Origin of the sequence: Streptomyces sp. NPDC005963, assembly GCF_040638655.1 — a bacterium.
In the GTDB taxonomy this organism is placed as follows: domain Bacteria; phylum Actinomycetota; class Actinomycetes; order Streptomycetales; family Streptomycetaceae; genus Streptomyces.
The window spans coordinates 105,399-127,308 of record NZ_JBEXVD010000021.1 but is presented as its reverse complement, the minus strand read 5'-3'; the positions used below and the strand labels follow the sequence as shown (position 1 = coordinate 127,308).

Genomic DNA, 21,910 nt, shown 5'->3' with positions numbered 1-21,910 from the left:
CGGTGCCGGAACGTGCGTACGGGCTGGCATTCTTGGGCAAGTGACACAGCTGCGTACGGTCCAGGTGCTGGGCGGCGGCAGCGCGGGCAGCAGCGCGCACGTCCGATCACTGGCCGCGGGGCTGGTGGCTCGGGGTGTGCAGGTGACCGTGTGCGCCCCGGCCGAGCTGAACCACCTCTACGACTTCCCCGGCACCGGGGTCCACTTCGCCTCGCTGCCCCGGCGGGCCGCCCCGACCACCGTCGGCGCACTCCGGGAGATCTTCGCCGATGCCGATCTGGTACATGCCCACGGACTGCATGCGTCGGTCCGTGCGGCGCTCGCCCTGCATGGACGGCCCGTGCCGCTGGTGGTCACCTGGCACACCCGCGGGCACCACGGCGGCGCCCGTGGGCAGGTGCTGCGGCTCATGGAACGCAAGGCGGCCCGGGCGGCGGCGGTCGTCCTCGGGACCTGCTCGGAACTCGTGGACCGGGCCCGTCACCACGGCGCCCGCGATGCCCGACTCGCCCCCGCCTCGCTGCCCGCACCGCGGGGTTGCTCCTGCGCGGCCGAGGGGCGGGCCAGGGCGGAGCTGGGGGTCGCCGACCGGCCGTTGATCATGGCGGTGGGCAGTCTGGAGTCCCATCGCGGGTACGAGACCCTGCTGGACGCCGCCCGATTCTGGCAGTACCTGGACCCGGTGCCGCTGGTGGTGATCGCGGGGGAGGGGCCACAGCGGGGATCCCTCCAGCAGCGCATCGAGACGGAGGCCCTGCCGGTGCGACTGGTGGGCCGCAGGGACGACATCAGCGACCTCCTCGCGGCGGGGGACGTCGCCGTCCTGACCAGCCGGTGGGAGTCGCGTTCCGTCCTCGCCCAGGAGGCGCTGCGCCTGGGGGTTCCCCTGGTGGCGACGGCGGTCGGCGGGGTGCCCGAACTCGTGGGGGATGCAGCGGAACTCGTCCCTTACGGCGATGCGCCGGCCCTCGCGGACGCGGTGACCCGTCTGTTGACGGACGCGACGCGCCGCGGGGAGTTGGCCAGGGCGGGCCGGGCGCAGGCGTCGACCTGGCAGACGGAGGACGAGACGGTGGCCCAGGTGCTGAGCGTGTACGACGAACTCGTGTCGTGAACGCGCGGCCCGGCACGATCCTCGAAGGCACGACCTACACCGCGTGGCGACGCGCCCGCAGGGCCAGGCTCAGTGCCAGGACCGTCTGTGGGTCGTCCAGGTCCGTGCCCAGCAGCTCCGAGATGCGGGCCAGACGGTTGTAGAGCGTCTGGCGGTTCAGATGGAGTTCGCGTGCCGTCTCGGCCTTGCGTCCCGCGTGGGCCAGATAACTCTCCAGCGTGGGGAGCAGCGGCGGGCGCGAGGTGGAGTCGTGATCCCTCAGCGGGCCGATGGTGCGTTCCACGAAGGCGGCGAGGTCGGGGTGGTCGCGCAGTCGCCACAGGAGCAGATCGGTGTCGAGGCGTCGGGCGTCGTACCAGGGGCGGTCGGTCAGGCCCTGGGCGGCCGTCGCGGTCTCGGCGGCGTGGCGCAGTCCTGCCGATGCGGCGGCCCAGCCGCCGGCCACCCCGACGACCACGACGGGCGGGTGTGCCCCCGCACGCTCCAGACCGGCCCGTTCCACGCCCGTCCGCAGGGCGGTGGCGACCCGGTCGGCGACGGTGGCCCGTTCGGATTCCGATCTCAGCGCCACGAGCAACGGCACCCGCCCCTCGATGGGGCGCACACCGAGCAGGACGGGGACGCCGACCGCAGACAGTTCCTCCAGTACCGCCCGGGCGAGCAGGGCCCAGTTCCCGGACGGCGCGAGGTCCGCGGCCATCCGCATGACGACGGGCATCAGGGCGCTGTCGCCCGGTTTGAAGCCGAGGACCCTCGCTTGGGCGGGGGCGGCGTCGGCGGAGATGCGTCCCTCGGCGAGGTCGGTGAGGAAGTCGCCGCGCCCGCGGGCGGCCAACTCCTCCTCCTGCCGGGCCTGCATCAGGACGACGGCCAGTAGCCCGGCCGCCCGCTCGGCGGCCATGCGGTGCACGGTCAACAAGGGGGTGCCGACGGCGGGCAGGACCAGTCGGGCGCGTACGGCTGCGGAGCCCTGCCCACCGCCCGGCACGTCCACCACGACGGTTCCCGCGGGTGGCGACTCGCGAGCCGCCCGCTGGCCGCGCACGCCCTCCCACACCTGGAGCGGATCGGCGCCGCTCGACCCCGCCTCCGGGCCGGCCGCGTACAGCAGTTGTCCGTCCGGAGTCTCCAGGAAGATCGGGTTGGCGGTGAAGTCGGCCAGGATCCGCAGGACCTGCGGTACTCCGCCGCCGCCGAGGAGGACTTCGGTACAGCGCCGGTGGACCTCTTCGGCGCGGCGCAGCAGTGCGTAGTGGCCGTTGACGATCTCCGTGTGGATCTCTTCGGTGACGGTGACGAAAGGGACCTCGCGGTGCAACTGGACCAGGGGCATTCCGGCCGCGCGTGCGGTGTCCACGATCGCCGCGGGGAGACGGCTGAAGCGGGGGCCGAGTTCCACCACGAGCGCGGCGATCCTGCGCTCGGCGAGTTGGCGCACGAAGGCGCGCTGCTCGGCGGGGCGGGTGCCGATGCCGATGCCGGTGGTGAGGAGCAGCTCACCGCCCTTGAGGAGCGAGGCGATGTTGGGGACCTCGCCGGTGTGCACCCAGCGCACGGTGCGCTGGAGCCGCTCCGCTCCGGCGACGATCTCCGGCAGCCCGGAACGCAGCCCGGGCAGTTCCAGCGCCCGTCGCACGGTGATGCCGCCCTGGGGCTCGCCTTGGGTCTCCACTGATGTGCCGCCTCGTGCTTCCTCGTGTCCGTACGGGTCCTCCCCGTCGGTCTTCGGACGCTACCCGGGTGGGGGCATTCCCGTACAACCCGGGCTGAGGTCTCGGGGTCACGGGCGGCAGGGCCGGGGGCGTGCGTGCGGCGGAGGTGATCAGGCCGCGACAGCGGAGGGTGACGCCGTGGGCTTGATGTTGTGATTGAGCCGGAAGACGTTCTCCGGGTCGTAGGCGGCCTTGACGGCGACGAGTCGCCGGTAGTTGTCCTCGCCGAAGGAGGCGACGACCCGCTCCTGACCCTCGTACCCGATGAAGTTCAGATAGACCGCTCCGGCCGACCACGGTTCCATGTCGGCGCGCACGCCGCGGACCCACCGGCGGGCGCGGTCGTCGTCGGTGGCGTCCTCCCAGACACCGAACGGGTGCACCGCCCAGGGCGAGGTGCGCCAGGGCACCGGATAGTCGCCGACCTCGTCGGAGGTGTCCGGGCCGTGGGCCACCGCTCCGCCCATCGGGAACATGATGTGTTGCGATCCCGTGGGTACGGGCATGGTCAGGGCCAGCTGGCAGTACGCGGCGACGGCGTCGTCCGGGAAGCCGCCCAGGTACTCGGCCGACCAGTAGTTCCGCATCCCCGGGGGATCGTCCAACATGCACTGGAGATCGGCGTAGGGGATGTCGGAGATGACCTCGCCCTCGTGGGGGAGGGCGATCAGGGGTGCCGCGAGCTCACGGAGCTCGGCCTCGGTGCCCGTGTGGGTGACGAGGACTCCGCAGATCAGTCGGCCCACCAGGTGCTCGGGCACGAACGGCTCGGGCGGGCCGGTCAGATAGATCACTGCGCCGCCGATGGAGTCGGGCGCGCCGTCGACGAAGTCGCGGTAGGCGTGCACGGCCTCCGGACCGTCCTCGGGGAGGAACAGCAGGAGGGCCATCGAGAACGCGGGCAGGGGGTGGAGCTGAAGGGTGAGCGAGGTCGCCACGCCGAAGTTGCCGCCTCCGCCGTGCAGCGCCCAGAAGAGTTCGGGGTGCTCGTCGGCGCTGGTGCGCACGATGCGACCGTCCGCGGTCACCACCTCGGCGGCCAGTAGGTTGTCGCAGGCGAGCCCGAACTTCCGCTCCAGCCAGCCCGATCCGCCACCGAGGGTGAAGCCTCCGACACCGGTGGTGGAAGCTCGGCCTCCGGTGGTCGCGAGGTGGTGGGGTTGGGTGGCGCGGTCCAGTTGGCTCATGGTGGCGCCACCGCCGATCCGGGCGGTGCGGGCTTCGGGGTCGACGCTCACGTCGTGGAGGTGTCGCAGATCGACGACCAGTCCGCCGTCGTTGACGGCCATGCCCGCGACGCTGTGTCCGCCACCGCGCACGGCGATGGCCAGATCGTGGTTGCGGCCGAACCGGATGGCGTGGGAGACGTCGGTCGGGCTGTGGCACTGGACGATGACGGCGGGACGTCGATCGATCATTCCGTTGAACACGGTGCGGGCCTCGTCATACCCGGAGTCGCCGGGGACGATGACCTCGCCGGTCACTTGCTGGCGAAGACTTGTGAGTGATGTCTCCGCCACGCCTTGGGGCGCCATGGTGTGCCCCCTTCCGAGGGCGCTTCGAGACCTTTCCATCGTAAGCCCGAAGGGCGGGGACCGATCGTCGAACGGTCCCCGCCCAGGGGCGGTCGGCGCTGCCGGTGGTTGCCGGCTGCGGGTCAGCCCCCGTACGCCCCGGAGGCGGTCAGCCGCAGGGCCGTGTCGATCAACGGCACATGGCTGAACGCCTGCGGGAAGTTCCCGACCTGCCGCTGGTGCTTGGAGTCCCACTCCTCGGCGAGGAGGCCGAGGTCGTTGCGGAGGGAGAGGAGCTTCTCGAAGAGCTTGCGCGCCTCGTCGACCCTGCCGATCATCGCGAGGTCGTCCGCGAGCCAGAAGGAGCAGGCGAGGAACGCGCCCTCGTCACCCGCGAGACCGTCGACACCGGCGTGTTCACCGGCGGTCGGGTAGCGCAGTACGAAGCCGTCCTCGGTGGACAACTCGCGCTGGATGGCCTCGATGGTGCCGATGACCCGCTTGTCGTCGGGTGGCAGGAAGCCCATCTGCGGGATGAGGAGCAGCGAGGCGTCCAGTTCCTTGGAACCGTACGACTGCGTGAAGGTGTTGCGCTCGGGGTCGTACCCCTTGTCGCAGACGTCGCGGTGGATGTCCTCGCGCATCTGCCGCCAGCGCTCCACCGGTCCTTCCGCGTCGCCCGACTCGATCAGCTTGATCGTCCGGTCGACGGCGACCCAGGCCATCACCTTGGAGTGCACGAAGTGGCGCCGCGGTCCGCGGACCTCCCAGATGCCCTCGTCCGGTTCCCGCCAGTGGTCCTCCAGGTACTGGATCAGCTTGAGCTGGAGGAGCGAGGCGTAGTCGTTGCGTGCCAGACCGGTCATATGGGCCAGGTGCAGCGCCTCGGTGACCTCGCCGTAGACGTCCAGTTGGAGCTGGTGGGCCGCCCCGTTGCCGACGCGCACCGGGGTGGAGTTCTCGTACCCGGGCAGCCAGTCCAGTTCGGCTTCGCCGAGCTCGCGCTCACCGGCGATGCCGTACATGATCTGGAGGTTCTCCGGGTCGCCCGCGACCGCGCGCAGCAGCCATTCGCGCCACGCCCTGGCCTCCTCCCGGTAGCCGGTGCGCAGCAGCGAGGACAGCGTGATCGCCGCGTCCCGCAGCCAGGTGTACCGGTAGTCCCAGTTCCGTACGCCGCCGATCTCCTCGGGCAGGGAGGTGGTCGGGGCGGCGACGATCCCGCCGGTCGGCGCGTAGGTCAGCGCCTTGAGCGTGATCAGTGAACGGACGACGGCCTCGCGGTAGGGGCCGTGGTACGTACAGTGCTCCACCCACTCCTGCCAGAAGTCCGCGGTCGCCGTGAGTGACGCCTCGGGTTCCGGGAGCGCGGGCGGGGTGCGGTGCGAGGGCTGCCAGCTGATGGTGAAGGCCACCCGCTCGCCCGGTCCGACGGTGAAGTCGGAGTAGGTCGTCAGGTCCTCGCCGTAGGTCTCGACCTCGGTGTCCAGCCAGACCGAGTCCGGTCCGGCGACCGCCACCGTGCGCCCGTCGACCTTGTGCACCCAGGGGGTGATCCGGCCGTAGCTGAAGCGCATCCGCAGGGCGGAGCGCATCTCGACCCGTCCGCTGACGCCCTCCACGATCCGGATCAGCTGGGGTGCGCCGTCGCGCGGCGGCATGAAGTCGATCACGCGGGCCGTGCCGCGCGGGGTGTCCCACTCCGATTCCAGGATCAGGGAGTCACCGCGATAGCGGCGCCGGTCGGCGGCCGGGGGTTCTTCGTCCTCGGAGTGGGCCGGGCCCAGTCTCCAGAAGCCGTGTTCCTCGGTTCCGAGGAGTCCGGCAAAAACAGCGTGCGAGTCGAAACGGGGCAGGCACAGCCAATCGGCCGTGCCGTCCCGGCAGACCAGCGCAGCTGTCTGCATGTCCCCGATGAGTGCGTAATCCTCGATGCGCCCGGCCACGTGCATCTCCAGTCGAACGGCCACGTCCGCCCCGTGGGGCGCTTGCTGCTGCGGTCAAGGGCGGTTGACGAGCAGAAGGCTTACGGGTTGACGTGCGGGATGTCGCTTGTGGCCTGTCCCACGTCGCCCACTGCCGCCCTGCTCGATGCGCTTAGCGCGCCCTTTTGCATCGCTCGGCAGAGCGAGTGTCCGAGCAGGATACGACGCACCGAAGAGGTCCGCGTGGCGATCTCGACAACGCGACTACGCCGAACGGGTGAGCCATGGGTGATCCTCTGTTGAGGGAGGTGCGCAAGTGGGTGCGCGTGGCCGGAAGCAGTCTCCCGCGGTCGCTGATACCCTGGTACCCCGTGGACCGGTGGCCGGCCTGTGCAACATCAGGAGCCCCGCAACCGCAGCGACGGCACTCCCCAGAACAGCACGGGACGCCGGTACGCACACTTCACTTCGCGACCACGGGAGCCCCCTCTTGGCGATGCCGACACGATCCTTGTCATCCGTGACGACCAAGCACATCTTCGTCACCGGGGGTGTCGCCTCCTCCCTCGGCAAGGGCCTCACGGCCTCCAGCCTGGGTGCGCTGTTGAAGGCGCGGGGACTGCGGGTCACGATGCAGAAGCTCGACCCCTATCTGAACGTCGACCCCGGGACGATGAACCCGTTCCAGCACGGCGAGGTGTTCGTCACCAACGACGGCGCCGAGACCGACCTGGACATCGGCCACTACGAGCGCTTCCTCGACGTCGACCTCGACGGGTCGGCCAACGTCACCACCGGCCAGGTCTACTCCCAGGTGATCGCCAAGGAGCGCCGCGGCGAGTACCTCGGCGACACGGTCCAGGTCATCCCGCATATCACCAACGAGATCAAGCACCGCATCCGTCGGATGGCGGCCGATGACGTCGACGTCGTGATCACCGAGGTCGGCGGCACGGTGGGTGACATCGAGTCCCTGCCGTTCCTGGAGACCGTCCGTCAGGTCCGCCACGAGGTCGGCCGGGACAACGTCTTCGTCGTGCACATCTCCCTCCTGCCGTACATCGGCCCGTCCGGTGAGCTGAAGACGAAGCCCACGCAGCACTCCGTCGCCGCGCTGCGGAACATCGGTATTCAGCCAGATGCGATTGTGCTGCGGGCAGACCGCGAGGTGCCGATCGCCATCAAGCGCAAGATCTCGCTGATGTGCGACGTGGACGAGGCGGCGGTCATCGCCTGTCCCGACGCCCCCTCGATCTACGACATCCCCAAGGTCATCCACACCGAGGGCCTCGACGCCTATGTGGTCCGCAAGCTCGATCTGCCCTTCCGCGACGTGGACTGGACGACCTGGGCCGATCTGCTGGACCGGGTCCACAACCCCGATCACGAGGTCAAGATCGCCCTGGTCGGCAAGTACATCGACCTGCCCGACGCCTATCTCTCGGTGACCGAGGCGCTGCGTGCCGGAGGCTTCGCCAACAAGGCCCGGGTCAAGATCAAGTGGGTTGGGTCCGACGACTGCAAGACCCCGGCCGGTGCCAAGGGCCAACTGTCCGACGTGGATGGGATCTGCATCCCCGGCGGTTTCGGTGACCGCGGGGTCAGCGGCAAGGTCGGCGCCATCCAGTACGCCCGGGAGAACAAGATCCCGCTGCTCGGTCTCTGCCTGGGCCTCCAGTGCATCGTGATCGAGGCCGCGCGCAACCTCGCGGGGATCCCCGACGCCAACTCCACCGAGTTCGAGCCCACGACGGCCCACCCGGTGATCTCCACCATGGAGGAGCAGTTGGCCTATGTGGAGGGTGCGGGTGACCTCGGCGGCACCATGCGGCTCGGTCTCTACCCGGCGAAGCTCGCGGAGGGCTCGATCGTCCGTGAGGTCTACGACGACCAGCCCTACATCGAGGAGCGCCACCGGCACCGCTACGAGGTGAACAACGCCTACCGCGCCGAACTGGAGAAGAAGGCGGGCATCGTCTTCTCCGGCACCAGCCCGGACAACAAGCTCGTCGAGTACGTCGAGTACCCGCGCGAGACGCACCCCTACCTGGTCGCCACCCAGGCCCATCCGGAACTGCGTTCCCGGCCGACCCGTCCCCATCCGCTCTTCGCCGGTCTGGTGAAGGCGGCCGTGGAGCGCCAGTCGGGCGCGTAGTGCGCAGGCATTACCGTTGACCGGGGTGGGGATCTCTTCAGATCCCCACCCCGGTTCCGTAGCGGGAGGGCACACACATGGGCAGCGCCGACAGCGCCGACAGCGTCAGGGTTATCGAGGACACGGCCGAGGAGTGGCGGGTCACCGCGACCGAGGTCCCGTTCCGGGGCAAGAAGACCAGCGTCCGCACCGACGAGGTCGTCATGCCCGACGGCTCGGTCGTCCGTCGTGACTACCAGGTCCACCCCGGCTCGGTCGCCGTCCTCGCCATCGACTCCGAGGACCGGGTGGTGGTGTTGCGCCAGTACCGCCACCCCGTACGGCAGCGGCTGTGGGAGATCCCGGCCGGACTGCTGGACGTTCCCGGCGAGAATCCGCTGCACGCCGCACAGCGCGAGCTCTACGAAGAGGCGCACATCAAGGCCGAGCAGTGGTGGGTGCTGACCGATGTGTACACCACGCCCGGCGGTTGTGACGAAGCCGTGCGGATCTTCCTCGCCCGCGATCTGTCGGACGCCGAGGGCCAGCGCTTCGAGGTCAGCGAGGAAGAGGCGGACATGGAGCTCGCCCGGGTGCCGCTCCCGGAGTTGGTGCGCGGCGCGCTCGCCGGCAGGTTGCACAACAACTGCCTGGTGGTGGGGGTGCTGGCGGCTGCCGCGGCCTTGTCGGACGGATTGGACGCGCTCCGTCCCGCCGATGCCCCCTGGCCCGCGCGCCCCTTCGACGTCTGAACCCTCGCGGCGCGTCCGCTCCCGTACCCGCGTTTCCTTACCCGCGCTTCCGTACCCGTACGAGAGTGGGTGTTCGCCGTACGGAAAGACGTGTCCGATGATCGGATAGTGCGGTGAGATCTTTAATCCGATCAGGTGATCTGTCGGACATGTGCGCCACGGTTCGTCGCAGAGAGTGAACTACGCTCGGAAGGCCCGTACGGATGGCCCTACGGGCTGAACTCGTACGCGAACGGGTGCCCGTGCGCGGACTGGGACGGGAGCGTGGCCCGTGACGGATCAGGCGGTGGACTCGGCCGGCCGGGCCGGCGCGTCTCCGGGACGGTTCTTCGGCAGGCAGAGGGAACTGAAGACCCTTCAGTCCGACGTCGAACGAGCCGGCCTGGACACCATCGCCGGCCGCAAGGCCGCCCGGGCCCGGGTCCTGCTGGTCGCGGGGCAATCCGGCTCCGGCCGGACGGCCCTGGCCGAACAGTTCATCGCCCGGATCGCGGACGGCTACCCGGGCGGGGTGCTGCGTGTCCGGCTCACCGAATCCGACGGGCGTCACGTACCCACCGACGAGACCTGCCGCGACCTGCTCGACGTACTCGGCGTCGCAGCGCCGCCCGGCGCCGACGAGGACGAGCTCAGCGAAATGGTGCGCGAAGCGCTCGACGGACGCCGCGCGGTGCTGCTCCTCGACAACGCCGTCGACGCCGAACAGGTCGACCCCCTCCTGCCGGACGACCCGGAATGCCTGGTCGTCGCCGTCTCCGGGGGGCCCCTGACCGGCATCCCCGGGGTGCGCCCCTGCACCCTCGGCGGCATGGATCCCAAGGCGGCGATCGAACTGCTCGCCACCTTCACCGGCTCCGTACGCATCACCGTCGATCCGCAGGCCGCCGAGTCCATCGCCGAGGAGTGCGGAGGGCTGCCCGCGGCGCTGGTGCTCATCGGCGGCTGGCTGGCAGCCCGCCCCAAGACCTCCGTCGCGGATGCGCTGCGCCAGCTGAGGGCCCTCCCCGAAGTCGAGGCAGGCGCCGCGTCCCCCACCCACCTTCGGCCCCTGAACAGGGCCTTCCACCTCGTGTACACCTCGCTGCCCAGCGGTGCCGCCCGAACCCTGCGGCTGCTCGCCCTGGCACCCGCCGGCCTTGCGGACGCCCACACGGCCTCGGCGCTCGGCGGTTGTTCGGTTCCCGAGGCCCAGTCGGCGCTGGACGGCTTCACCGCGCTCGGGCTGCTGCATCCCGAAGGCGTGCACTACCGCGTCCCGGCCGCGCTGCACCCCTTGCTCCTGGCCCTGACGGAGAGCGTGGACAACCCCGCCGAGGTGCAGTTGGCGCGGGCCCGGATGCTGGAGCGCACGGTTCGGCTCCTCCAGTCCTGCCGGGGCGCGGCCGAACCGGAGGGTTCGCCGCCGAGGGAGGCGCTCGCTTCCCTGCCCAGGGCGCTGCGGTTCCCCGACGTGCCCACCGCGGGCAAGTGGCTGCGTCAGCGGCAACCGGTGCTGATGGCCGCCGCGCGGGTCGCGGTCGCCGACGGCGAGCTCGACACCCTGGCCCGACGGTTGGTGGCAGCGCTGGTGCGGGCGCTCGCCGTGCACCATGGCACCGAGGTCGCCGCCCCCGAGCTCTACCAACTGCACCGGCTGGTGCTCGACGTCGCCGAGCGGCGCGGGCTGCACCGCGAGGAGGCCGCAGCCCTGCTGAACCTCGCCGACCTCGATGCGCGCACTGGCCGCACCCGGGAGGCGCTCGCCCGCTATCGGGAGGCCCTCGATGCGGGACGGGCCGCGTGCGACCCGTACGCCACCGGCCGTGCGATGGAGTCCGTGGGCGGTGCCTACCAGGAACTCGGGGACTGGCACCGTGCCGCGGACTGGTACGGAAGGGCCCTGATCCAACGGCAGGCCCGGGGCGAGCGCGCCGACGAGGCCCGGATCTACGGACGGTTGGGCACCGTGCACACCTACGCCGGACGGTACGGGGAGGCGTTGCGCAGTTGGCGCGCGGCGGTCGCCGGTCACCGCAAGACGGGCGATCTGCCCGCCCAGGCCAGGGCGCTGAGCGAGGTGGCGAGGGTCCAGGAGTACGCGGGGCGGCCGCAGGAGTCGTTGCAGACCTGTCAGGAGGCGGTGGAGTGGGCGCGCCGGGCCGGCGACGACCGGCTCCAGGCGGCGCTCCAGTTGCGGTTGGCGGACACGTTGGAACGGCTCGGTGACCCGGCCGCCGCTCGCCTCCACCGCCTCACCGCGGAGCGGCTCCTCCAGGTGCCGGAGCAGGAGCACGACAACTGCCAGGACTGCCAGGACTGCCAGGACTGCCAGGGCGTTTTGTCCACCGGTGCTGAGGGGGAGCGGTCCGATCACCAACGCGGAGCGGAGGCCGGCGCGGGCGACCATGTGGCGGACGGTGCCCGGGAGCGCGCAGGGGAGCGTGTGACACAGACCACAGGGGCGGGCGGTGGTGCCCGGCGTGGTTCCGGTGCCGAATCCGCGGGCGCGGCACGACGTGCTGGTGGAGGCCGGGGCCAGCAGCGGGAGTCGGGCCGGGAGTGGAGCGAAGCGCAGGGCAGTCAACGGCTACAGGGGGGAGAGACCTACGAAATCCGTAGTCGTGCGGCAAAGGATTAGAGCTTTGTAAGGCTAGACAGCAACAAATCCTTCATTAAACTGGCTCCATCGCGTCCTGTCGCGGTGATTCCTGTGCGCGCCAATGCGTCCGGGTATGTATGGCAGTGCCCCTGAAATCCCCTGAGCCAAGGACCGTGATCGACGTGAAGGTCGGTATCCCCCGCGAGGTCAAGAACAACGAGTTCCGGGTGGCGATCACCCCCGCCGGCGTGCACGAGCTCGTGCGCCACGGCCACCAGGTCGTCATCGAGCAGCACGCCGGTCTCGGTTCCTCGATCACGGACGAAGAGTTCGTCGCAGCCGGTGCGCAGATCCTGTCCACCGCCGACGAGGTGTGGGCCACGGCCGATCTGCTGCTGAAGGTCAAGGAGCCGATCGCGGAGGAGTACCACCGCCTCCGCAAGGACCAGACCCTCTTCACCTACCTCCACCTCGCCGCCTCGCGCGAGTGCACGGACGCCCTGCTGGAGTCCGGCACCACCGCCATCGCCTACGAGACCGTCGAGACGCTGAACCGGCAGCTTCCGCTGCTCGCCCCGATGTCCGAGGTCGCGGGCCGACTCGCCCCGCAGGTCGGCGCGTACCACCTGATGCGCTCCGCTGGTGGACGCGGTGTGCTGCCCGGCGGTGTGCCCGGCACCCACGCCGGCAAGGCCGTCGTCATCGGCGGTGGCGTCTCCGGGTGGAACGCCACGCAGATAGCGGTGGGGATGGGCTTCCACGTCACCCTGCTCGACCGGGACATCAACAAGCTCCGCGAGGCGGACAAGATCTTCGGCACCCAGGTGCAGACGGTCGTCTCCAACTCCTACGAACTGGAGAAGGCGGTCATCGAGGCCGACCTCGTCATCGGTGCCGTCCTCATCCCCGGAGCCAAGGCCCCCAAGCTGGTCACCAACGAGCTCGTCGCCAAGATGAAGCCCGGAAGTGTTCTTGTCGACATTGCGATCGACCAGGGCGGCTGCTTCGAGGACTCGCACCCCACCACGCACGCCGACCCGACGTTCATGGTTCACAACTCGGTGTTCTACTGCGTGGCCAACATGCCCGGTGCGGTGCCCCACACCTCCACCTACGCCCTCACCAACGCCACGCTGCCCTACATCGTCGAGCTCGCCAACCGCGGTTGGGTCGAGGCGCTGCGTCGCGACCCGGCGCTCGCGCTGGGGCTGAACACCCACGATGGCCAGGTCGTTTACGGTCCGGTCGCGGAAGCGCACGGTCTGCCGAGTGTTGAGCTGGGTGCTCTCATCGGCTGACAGCGGCCCGACGGTCAACGAACACCGTCAACATGGCGCCCCCGGCCGGATCTTGCAGTGCAAGGTCCGGCCGGACGTGTGTCCGGCGAGGGGGCGCATCCGCTCAACTCGCCTTGAACGTAACTCTTTAACCGTTTCGCCCACCCCCGAAACACCGATGCATTTCCGTGCTGAAACCGTCGTGCGCCCTTGACAGAGACGTGTTCCGGTGTCGCCGAAGCGCCGACACATCGGGTCGGGTACGGCGGATTGTGTTGCTGTGGAGCGGTGACACGCCATAGAGTCGCCAACCGTCGGCATGGTGCCACGCTGACCTATCGATAAAGTCCTGGTCACATCCAAGGAGGTAAGACGACTTGTGAATGAGTCGACATTTACTCCCGGGGGTGGTCACACGGTGACGCCGTTGCGGATCCCGAGTTCGTCGTCCGGGCCGGCGGTCGTCGGTTCCTTCGGTCCTGCCGGGGGACGAGCCTTCGCGACGCGCCAGGACACCACGCACATGACGACAGCCCACACGATGAAGATGACGGACGGCCTACACGTGAACGCCATGGCCGGCAACGAGAGTGGCCGAGAGTCCACCCACTTCGCCGCCTACGAGGAAGTCCCCGAGGGGCACTTCTACGACCCAGACGCCGAGTACGAGCCCGATCCCGAGTACGCGGCCACTCTCGCCCCCGACGCCGCGCGCCAGCGCCGCGAGCGGATCGGTCCCACCGGGCGGCCCCTGCCGTACTTCCCGATCCCGGGCCCGTTGACCGACCACGGACCCGCGAAGATCATCGCGATGTGCAACCAGAAGGGCGGCGTCGGCAAGACGACGTCGACCATCAACCTGGGCGCCGCGCTCGCGGAGTACGGCCGACGCGTCCTGCTCGTCGACTTCGACCCGCAGGGTGCCCTGTCGGTCGGCCTCGGCGTCAATCCGATGGAGCTGGACCTCACGGTCTACAACCTGCTCATGGAGCGGGGCATGTCGGCGGACGAGGTGCTGCTGAAGACGGCAGTGCCCAACATGGACCTGCTGCCGAGCAACATCGACCTGTCGGCAGCGGAAGTGCAGTTGGTCAGCGAGGTCGCCCGCGAGTCCACGCTCCAGCGCGCGCTCAAGCCGCTGATGTCGGACTACGACTACATCGTGATCGACTGTCAGCCCTCGCTCGGACTGCTCACCGTGAACGCGCTGACCGCGGCCCACAAGGTCATCGTGCCGCTGGAGTGCGAGTTCTTCGCCCTGCGCGGAGTCGCCCTGCTGACGGAGACGATCGAGAAGGTCCAGGAGCGGCTCAACCCGGAACTGGAGTTGGACGGCATCCTCGCCACCATGTACGACTCCCGGACCGTGCACAGCCGCGAGGTGCTCGCACGGGTGGTGGAGGCGTTCGACGACCACGTCTACCACACGGTCATCGGTCGGACCGTGCGCTTCCCCGAGACCACCGTGGCGGGCGAGCCGATCACCACGTACGCATCCAACTCGGTCGGCGCAGCCGCTTACCGCCAGCTCGCCAGGGAGGTGCTCGCCCGGTGTCACGCCGAGTGAGTCTGCCCGGTGCCGACGAACTGTTCCGTACGACCGGGGGGATGGCGCTCCAGCCGTCCTCCCCGCGCAGGCCGGCCAACCCGAACGGGCCCGCCAACCCCCAGCACGGGGAAGCACGGGTACCGGCGCAGTCCGGCGAGAACGATCCTGCTGAAGGATCCGCCGAGCACTCGGCCGCGGATGCGGAAGCGCCCGTAGAAGGCCGCAGTAGGGGCGAGGAGGCCGCAGCGGCGGCCCAGTCGCCACCTGTCAAGGGGCGTCGCCCCCAGGCCGCGCAGGAGGCTTCTGTGGCCCCCGCGCGCCGGGGTCGCGGGCGGGGCGGCAACCGCCGTCCCAGCGGTCGGGAACGCCATGACGAGAAGATCACGGTCTATGTGTCGGCCGAGGAGCTGATGGACCTGGAGCACGCGCGGCTGGTGCTCCGCGGTGAGCATGGGCTCGCCGTCGACCGGGGACGCATCGTGCGCGAGGCGGTCGCCGTCGTGCTGGCCGATCTTGAGCAGCGCGGCGACGCGAGCATCCTCGTACGACGCCTACGGGGTCGCTGAGGGTAGCCTGCGCGCTGGCCCCGGTACTCCGCCGAGGGGTGTCGGTACCTCCCGGAGGGGGTGCGGGCCGCCCGTTCCGCCCTTTCGGTGCCTCCCCGTGCCCCTGCCCCTGGACCGCAATGCCCCCGATCGATCCGTCCCGCCCGTCCCGTCGAACGCTGGGCCGGGGTCCGGCGCCAGCGGGGACGGCGGTGCCCGCTGCCGCTTCCGACGGGGGTTCCGGCACGGGTCTCGCAGGCGAACACCGCCCGGATCCTGCGAATGCGCGTGCCGGCGCGTCGGCGGCGGATGCGGACACCCTGCCGCTCCCCGCACCCGGAGACCACGAGGGCGTCCGCGAGAGTGCCGAGGAGACCGGTACCCCTCCGCAGACCGAGACCGACGCGGACGCGACCACCCCCGTTGATCCCCCCGCCGAACCCCCCGAAGTACCAGGCGACGAGCCGTCTGGCGAGCCACCGCCCGCGGTGCTCCCGGCCACCGAACCGGAACCCCTCGGCGACGGCCGGTTCACCGTTCGACTGGCGAACTTCGAAGGCCCCTTCGACCTCCTGTTGCAGCTCATCTCCAAGCACAAGCTCGATGTGACCGAGGTCGCGCTCTCCCGGGTCACCGACGAGTTCATGGCCCACATCCGGGCCATGGGCGACGACTGGGACCTGGACCAGACCACCGAGTTCCTGGTGGTCGCCGCCACCCTGCTCGACCTCAAGGCCGCCCGGCTGCTGCCCGCCGCCGAAATCGAGGACGAGGCAGACCTCGCCCTCCTCGAAGCGCGCGACCTGCTCTTCGCCCGGCTGCTCCAGTACCGCGCGTACAAGCAGATCGCCGAGATCCTCCAGGACCGCTTCGACACCGAGGGGCGTCGATACCCCCGTACCGTCGGGCTGGAGCCCCACCTCGCGGAGCTGCTGCCCGATGTGGTCATCAGCATCGGCGCGGAGGGCTTCGCCCGGCTCGCGGTCAAGGCCATGCAGCCCAAGCCCAAGCCGCAGGTATACGTCGACCACATCCACGCGCCCCTGGTCAGCGTGCGGGAGCAGGCCGCGATCGTGGTGGCCCTGCTGCGCGAGCGCGGCCGGGCCACCTTCCGGGAGCTGACCGAGGACACCGGCGACACCCTGACGGTGGTGGCCCGCTTCCTGGCCCTCCTGGAGCTCTACCGCGACAAGGCCGTCTTCCTCGACCAGCCCGAAGCCCTCGGCGAACTCGTGGTCGGCTGGACCGGTGGTGACACCGCCGCCACCGTCACCGACGAGTTCGACCGGGTGCCCGACCTCCCCAAGGACACGGCGTGAGCGATCTCAAGCCCGCCCTCGAAGCGGTACTGATGGTGGTCGACGAGCCGGCCACCGAGGAACACCTCGCCAAGGTGCTGGAACGGCCGCCACGGGCCGTCGCGGACGCCCTGCGGGAGCTGGCCGACGAGTACACGGCCCAGGGGCGCGGTTTCGAGCTGCGGCTGGTCGCCGGCGGCTGGCGCTTCTACTCGCGCGCCGAGCACGCGGCGGCCGTCGAACGGTTCGTCCTCGACGGCCAGCAGGCCCGGCTCACCCAGGCCGCCCTGGAGACCCTCGCGGTCGTCGCCTACCGTCAGCCGGTCAGCCGCTCCCGGGTCTCCGCCGTGCGCGGAGTGAACTGTGACGGGGTGATGCGCACCCTCCTCCAGCGGGGTCTGGTCGAGGAGGCGGGCGCGGAACCCGAAACAGGTGCGATCCTGTACAGGACGACGAACTACTTTCTGGAGCGGATGGGCCTGCGCGGCCTGGACGAGCTGCCGGAGCTGGCGCCCTTCCTTCCGGAGGCAGAGGCGATCGAGGCCGACACCCAAGAAGGCGTTCCGTCGTTCGACCCGGATGCCCCGGACTTTCCGGAGCCTTCGAACCATCCGGACGCTCCGGACGCCCCGGACACAGAAGACGACAAGACGACGGAACTTTGATGCGAAGCAGCGGCAGGAACAGCAGCGGGCGGGGTAACCCCCGCAGTGCGGGAAACAACCGCGACGACAGGCAGAAGCGCTCGGGTACGCCCCGACCCGAGGAGCGCCGCTACGACGTCGGCGGTCCCTCCTCCGACGCTCCGAAGAAGGGCCGGGGCGCCGCGGCGAGGGGCGGTGCCAAGGGCGGCCCCAAGCAGTCCCCGGCCGGTGCTCCCCAGCGCGGACGTGACCGGTCCGCCCCGGCGCGCTCCCGTGAGTACGACGCCCGTACCGAGGAGCGCAACCGGGAGCGGTACGCGGGCAAGCCCGAGATCAAGACGCCCAAGACCCACCCGGGCGCCGAGCAGGAGGGCGAGCGCCTCCAGAAGGTCCTCGCCCGTGCCGGCATGGGCTCGCGCCGCGCCTGCGAGGAGCTGATCGACCAGGCCAGGGTCGAGGTCAACGGGCGGATCGTCACCGAGCAGGGGTTGCGCGTCGACCCCCACAAGGACGAGATCAAGGTCGACGGGCTGACCGTCGCCACGCAGTCGCACCTCTTCTTCGCGCTGAACAAGCCCGCGGGCGTCGTCTCCACCATGGAGGACCCCGACGGCCGCCAGTGCCTCGGCGACTACGTCACCAACCGTGAGACGCGCCTGTTCCACGTGGGCCGGCTCGACACGGAGACCGAGGGCATCATCCTGCTCACCAACCACGGTGAGCTCTCGCACCGGCTGACCCACCCCAAGTACGGGGTGAAGAAGACCTATCTCGCCGCCATCCAGGGCCCCCTGCCGCGCGATCTCGGCAAGCGGCTCAAGGACGGCATCCCGCTGGAGGACGGCTACGCCAAGGCCGACCACTTCCGGGTCGTCGAGAACACCGGCAAGAACTACCTGGTCGAGGTCACCCTGCACGAGGGCCGCAAGCACATCGTGCGCCGGATGCTCTCCGAGGCCGGCTTCCCGGTCGACAAGCTGGTGCGCACGGCCTTCGGGCCGATCGCGCTCGGCGACCAGAAGTCGGGTTGGCTGCGCCGTCTCACCAACACCGAGGTCGGCATGTTGATGAAGGAAGTCGGGCTGTAGTCAGCCCCTCACGGGGATTCCCGTACGTCGTGGAGCCCGCAGCCTTCGAGGCTGCGGGCTCCACGCATTCCGTGACCGCACGGTCCCCACCCGCTGCTCGGGTGGCCTCCCCCGGTGTCGAAACCCCCTTGTGCGCAGGCCGACCCTCATTTATGGTCAGGATGACTATTAAGGAGGCGGTCTTGAGTCTCGCGGAGATACTGGACCCTTTGCAGCAGCCGCTGTTCACGCTGCTCGACACCGCCGTGAGCTGGACCGAAGTCCTCGGGTTCGGCAGCGGAGCGCTCTGCGTTTGGCTCGTCGCCCGCCAGCACATCGCCAACTGGCCCATCGGCATCGCCAACAACGTCTTCTTCATCCTGCTGTTCACCGGGGCCGGCCTCTACGCCGACGCCGGCCTTCAAATCGTCTTCATCGCCCTCGCCGCGTACGGCTGGTGGACCTGGGCCCACGGGGGTGGACCAGGCACCGATCGCCTTCCGGTGCGGCGCACCAGCCGCACCGAGTGGATCTGGCTCGGCGCTGCGGGGGCGGTGGGGACCGTCGCGATCACCGTCCTCCTCGACCGCGCCACCGACTCCACCGTGCCCTTCTGGGACGCCAGCACCACGGCGCTCTCCCTGATGGCGACCTACGGCCAGTGCCGCAAACGGCTGGAGTCGTGGTGGCTGTGGATCGCGGCCGACATCATCTACATTCCGCTCTACGCCCACAAGGGGTTGTACTTGACCTCCCTGCTGTACGCCGGGTTCCTGACGCTCTGTGTCATGGGACTGCGCAACTGGTCGCGGGAGCTCACACCCGTCGAATCCCGTTCCCCGGCGGTGAGCTCGTGAAGGAGTACGGACACGGGCTCGTCCTCGGCAAGTTCTATCCGCCGCACGCCGGACACCACCACCTGGTGACGACCGCCGCCGACCGCTGCGAGCGACTCACGGTCCTCGTGTGCGCCGCATCGGTCGAATCGATCCCGCTCGCCGACCGGGTCGCCTGGATGCGCGAGGTCCACCGGGCCCCGGGGGTACGGGTCGTGGGCGCCGTCGACGACATCCCGATGGACCTGGGCGACCCGGTGATCTGGGACGCGCACATGGCGGTCTTCCGCGCGGCCGTCCCCGAACCGGTCGATGCGGTCTTCACCTCGGAGGCGTACGGGACGGAACTGGGCCGCCGCTTCGGCGCGGAGTCCGTCTGCGTCGACGTCGAACGCTCCCTGTTCCCCGTCTCCGGCACGGCCGTGCGCCAGGACCCCGTCGGACACTGGGACTTCCTCCGGCCACCCGTCCGTGCGGCCCTCGCCCGGCGCGTGGTGGTGCTCGGGGCAGAGTCCACCGGCACCACCACCCTGGCCAGGGCGCTGGCCGACCACTACCGCGCACGCGGCGGCATCTGGGCCAGGACCCGTTACGTTCCCGAGTACGGCAGGGCGTTCAGCGAAGCCAAGCTGGCCCGGCTGCGCGAACGACGCCCCGACGCCCACTGGAGCGAGGTGTCCTTCACCGGGGACGACTTCCCCGTCATCGCCCGCCGGCAGCAGGAGCACGAGGAGCAGGCCGCCCGAGCGGGATCGCCGGTGGTGTTCTGTGACACCGACGCCTTCGCCACCACCATCTGGCACGAGCGCTATCTGGGCGGCACCCATGAGGAAGTGGCGCGGATCGCCGCCGCCGGACGCCAGCACCTGTGGTTCCTCACCGACCACGAAGACGTCCCCTTCGAGGACGACGGGCTGCGGGACGGCGAGGAACTGCGGCCCTGGATGACCGATCGGTTCGCCACGGAACTGGCACGCACCGGACGGCGGACGATCCGTCTCACCGGCCCGCACCCCCGCCGCCTGGCGACCGCGGTGGCCGCCGTCGACGCACTGATCGACGAGGGCTGGAACTTCGCCGATCCGCTCCCGGACCACACCGGGACGCAGCCCGCATCCGGGTCCGTCTTCCCGTCGGTGGAGCGCGGCTGATGGCGGACCGGAACCACGGACCTGGCGCGGCCGTGCGCACTGCCGGCAGCCGTGCGCACGTGCCCGACTACGACCCCCGTGACTTCCCGCCCTTCGCCGTCACCGTCGATCTCGCCGTCTTCACCGTGCGGGAACAGCGGCTGCACGTGCTGCTCGTCCAGCGCGGCGAAGACCCGTACCGCGGTGACTGGGCACTTCCCGGGGGATTCATCCGTCCTGAGGAGTCGGCCGGGACGGCCGCCCGCCGCGAACTCGCCGAGGAGACCGGGCTGTCCGCCGCCACCGTCGAGCACCTCCATCTGGAGCAGCTGCGCACCTACAGCGAGCCGGACCGCGATCCCCGGATGCGCGTCGTCTCCGTCGCGTACACGGCGCTGCTGCCCGATCTGCCGGAACCCCACGGCGGTGGTGACGCCGCAGCGGCCCGCTGGACCCCGTACGGCGCGATGCCCTCCCTCGCCTTCGACCACGGCCGGATCCTCGCCGACGCCTACGAGAGGGTCGGCGCCAAGCTGGAGTACACCTGTCTGGCCACCAGCTTCTGCCCCGAACCCTTCACCTTGGGGGAGCTCCAGCAGGTGTACGAGACCGTCTGGGGCGTCGAACTGGACCGCCCCAACTTCCGGCGCAAGGTCCTTGCGACACCCGGCTTCGTGGAGGCGGTCGACGGCCCGCCGCGACGCACCGGCGGCCGGGGCAAACCCGCCGCGCTCTACCGGGCGGGTACGGCGACCGCCCTGCACCCTCCCCTGATGCGACCGGAAGGACAGCAGCGATGACCACGCTCGACACGACCTCGGGGACCGTCACCAAGCAGGCCGCCACCGGCGCACTGCTCGGACTCGCGCTCGGTGACGCCCTCGGGTTCCCCACCGAGTTCAACGACGTCCCGCAGATACTCACCAAGTGCGGTCCCTGGCGGGAGATGGAACTGATCACCCCCGCCGTCGTCAGCGACGACACCCAGATGACCCTGGCCGTCGGGCGGGCCGCGCGCACCGCCCTGGACCGCGGGCCGCTCGACGCCTCCCGGCTCACACCGCCGCTGCGCGAGGAGTTCCTCGTCTGGTACCACTCGCCCGACAACGACCGAGCCCCCGGCAACACCTGTCTGACCGCATGTCGACTCCTCGACGACGAACGCCGGCACTGGACCGAGGCGAGCCGCATCGAGTCCAAGGGGTGTGGCGCCAATATGCGGGTCGCGCCGATCGGTCTCGTTCCGGGGCTCAGCGCATCGCAGCGTGCGGGGGCGGCCCAGTTGCAGTCGGCGCTGACGCACGGACACCCCACCGCACTCGCGGCCAGCGATCTCACGGCACGCGCGATCTTCCTGCTCGCGCGGGGCGCCGAGCCGATGGGGCTGGTGGGCACCCTGCGGTCCTACGCGTACGAGAACCGGAGCAACTACCACGCGTCGTGGCTCGGTGAGTTGTGGACGCACGCGGGGGACGCCACGCCCGAGGAGTTCATCGCACGCGGTTGGGACGAGTGCCTCCACGCGCTCGACCGGGTGGCCGCGGCGCTCCGCGAGCCGAGTCCCGAGACCGACCCCTGTCTGACCACCGGGGACGGCTGGATCGCCGAAGAGGCCCTGGCCACCGCGCTCCAGTGCTTTCTGCTCTTCCCCGACGAACCCGTGCTGGCCCTGCGTAGAGCGGCGTTCACCCGCGGCGACTCGGACTCCATCGCGGCGCTGGCCGGAGCCCTGGCCGGGGCGCACTCAGGTGCCGGCGCCTGGCCCGGTGCTTGGTCCGAGCGGATCGAATACCGCAGTGACCTGCTCTCCCTGGGAGCCCTCTGGGATGCTTGAT

General features: G+C 70.3%; 17 protein-coding genes. 14 read left to right on the top strand and 3 right to left on the bottom strand.

Going from position 1 to position 21,910, the window contains the following annotated elements; genetic code table 11:
- The first annotated feature begins 40 nt into the window (after positions 1 to 40).
- A complete protein-coding gene (locus tag ABZ348_RS24995; protein ID WP_358936623.1) occupies positions 41 to 1,114 on the top strand; it encodes a glycosyltransferase family 4 protein in 1,074 nt (357 codons plus the stop codon).
- 34 nt (positions 1,115 to 1,148) lie between these two features.
- Here the strand turns inward: ABZ348_RS24995 and ABZ348_RS24990 are convergent, their stop codons facing one another.
- The 3 genes from ABZ348_RS24990 to ABZ348_RS24980 form a co-directional block, all read right to left on the bottom strand.
- Positions 1,149 to 2,786 (bottom strand): PucR family transcriptional regulator, encoded by a 1,638-nt coding sequence (locus ABZ348_RS24990; RefSeq protein ID WP_358936621.1) that lies wholly within the window; start codon positions 2,784 to 2,786, stop codon positions 1,149 to 1,151.
- A gap of 150 nt (positions 2,787 to 2,936) precedes the next feature.
- The gene (locus ABZ348_RS24985) at positions 2,937 to 4,361 is read right to left on the bottom strand and encodes an FAD-binding oxidoreductase (protein ID WP_358936619.1); all 1,425 of its coding nucleotides are present in this window, start codon (positions 4,359 to 4,361) and stop codon (positions 2,937 to 2,939) included.
- Between the two features lie 122 nt (positions 4,362 to 4,483).
- Positions 4,484 to 6,286 (bottom strand): glycoside hydrolase family 15 protein, encoded by a 1,803-nt coding sequence (locus ABZ348_RS24980; RefSeq protein WP_358936663.1) that lies wholly within the window; start codon positions 6,284 to 6,286, stop codon positions 4,484 to 4,486.
- Positions 6,287 to 6,761: 475 nt separating this feature from the next.
- Here ABZ348_RS24980 and ABZ348_RS24975 point away from each other — a divergent pair, with 475 nt between their 5' ends.
- From ABZ348_RS24975 to ABZ348_RS24915, 13 genes are all read left to right on the top strand, one after another.
- The gene (locus ABZ348_RS24975; RefSeq protein WP_358936617.1) at positions 6,762 to 8,420 is read left to right on the top strand and encodes a CTP synthase; all 1,659 of its coding nucleotides are present in this window, start codon (positions 6,762 to 6,764) and stop codon (positions 8,418 to 8,420) included.
- A gap of 77 nt (positions 8,421 to 8,497) precedes the next feature.
- Complete coding sequence (locus ABZ348_RS24970) at positions 8,498 to 9,151, top strand: NUDIX hydrolase (RefSeq protein WP_358936615.1); 654 nt, start codon at positions 8,498 to 8,500, stop codon at positions 9,149 to 9,151.
- Positions 9,152 to 9,422: 271 nt separating this feature from the next.
- A complete protein-coding gene (locus tag ABZ348_RS24965) occupies positions 9,423 to 11,768 on the top strand; it encodes a tetratricopeptide repeat protein (RefSeq protein WP_358936613.1) in 2,346 nt (781 codons plus the stop codon).
- A gap of 143 nt (positions 11,769 to 11,911) precedes the next feature.
- The gene (gene ald, locus ABZ348_RS24960; RefSeq protein ID WP_358936612.1) at positions 11,912 to 13,027 is read left to right on the top strand and encodes an alanine dehydrogenase; all 1,116 of its coding nucleotides are present in this window, start codon (positions 11,912 to 11,914) and stop codon (positions 13,025 to 13,027) included.
- 412 nt (positions 13,028 to 13,439) lie between these two features.
- The gene (locus ABZ348_RS24955) at positions 13,440 to 14,573 is read left to right on the top strand and encodes a ParA family protein (protein ID WP_358936661.1); all 1,134 of its coding nucleotides are present in this window, start codon (positions 13,440 to 13,442) and stop codon (positions 14,571 to 14,573) included.
- On the top strand, positions 14,558 to 15,121 hold the full coding sequence (locus tag ABZ348_RS24950) for a hypothetical protein (RefSeq protein WP_358936611.1): 564 nt from the start codon (positions 14,558 to 14,560) through the stop codon (positions 15,119 to 15,121). Before ABZ348_RS24955 ends, ABZ348_RS24950 begins: the two co-directional genes overlap by 16 nt.
- A 119-nt stretch (positions 15,122 to 15,240) precedes the next feature.
- The gene (locus ABZ348_RS24945; RefSeq protein WP_358936609.1) at positions 15,241 to 16,419 is read left to right on the top strand and encodes a segregation/condensation protein A; all 1,179 of its coding nucleotides are present in this window, start codon (positions 15,241 to 15,243) and stop codon (positions 16,417 to 16,419) included.
- A 32-nt stretch (positions 16,420 to 16,451) separates the two neighbouring features.
- Entirely contained in the window at positions 16,452 to 17,063 is a 612-nt protein-coding gene (gene scpB, locus ABZ348_RS24940; protein WP_358936659.1) for an SMC-Scp complex subunit ScpB, read from the top strand.
- Positions 17,063 to 18,130, top strand: coding sequence for a pseudouridine synthase (locus ABZ348_RS24935; RefSeq protein WP_358936607.1), 1,068 nt, complete (start codon positions 17,063 to 17,065; stop codon positions 18,128 to 18,130). Before scpB ends, ABZ348_RS24935 begins: the two co-directional genes overlap by 1 nt.
- Before the next feature lie 182 nt (positions 18,131 to 18,312).
- Positions 18,313 to 18,966 carry a nicotinamide riboside transporter PnuC gene (gene pnuC, locus ABZ348_RS24930; protein ID WP_358936605.1) on the top strand — a complete coding sequence of 218 codons (654 nt, stop codon included), beginning with the start codon at positions 18,313 to 18,315 and terminating at the stop codon, positions 18,964 to 18,966.
- Entirely contained in the window at positions 18,963 to 20,096 is a 1,134-nt protein-coding gene (locus tag ABZ348_RS24925) for an AAA family ATPase (RefSeq protein WP_358936604.1), read from the top strand. The genes pnuC and ABZ348_RS24925 overlap by 4 nt, the downstream gene beginning before the upstream one ends.
- Positions 20,096 to 20,875 carry an NUDIX domain-containing protein gene (locus tag ABZ348_RS24920; protein WP_358936602.1) on the top strand — a complete coding sequence of 260 codons (780 nt, stop codon included), beginning with the start codon at positions 20,096 to 20,098 and terminating at the stop codon, positions 20,873 to 20,875. Before ABZ348_RS24925 ends, ABZ348_RS24920 begins: the two co-directional genes overlap by 1 nt.
- Positions 20,872 to 21,909 carry an ADP-ribosylglycohydrolase family protein gene (locus ABZ348_RS24915; RefSeq protein WP_358936600.1) on the top strand — a complete coding sequence of 346 codons (1,038 nt, stop codon included), beginning with the start codon at positions 20,872 to 20,874 and terminating at the stop codon, positions 21,907 to 21,909. Before ABZ348_RS24920 ends, ABZ348_RS24915 begins: the two co-directional genes overlap by 4 nt.
- Position 21,910 lies beyond the last annotated feature (1 nt).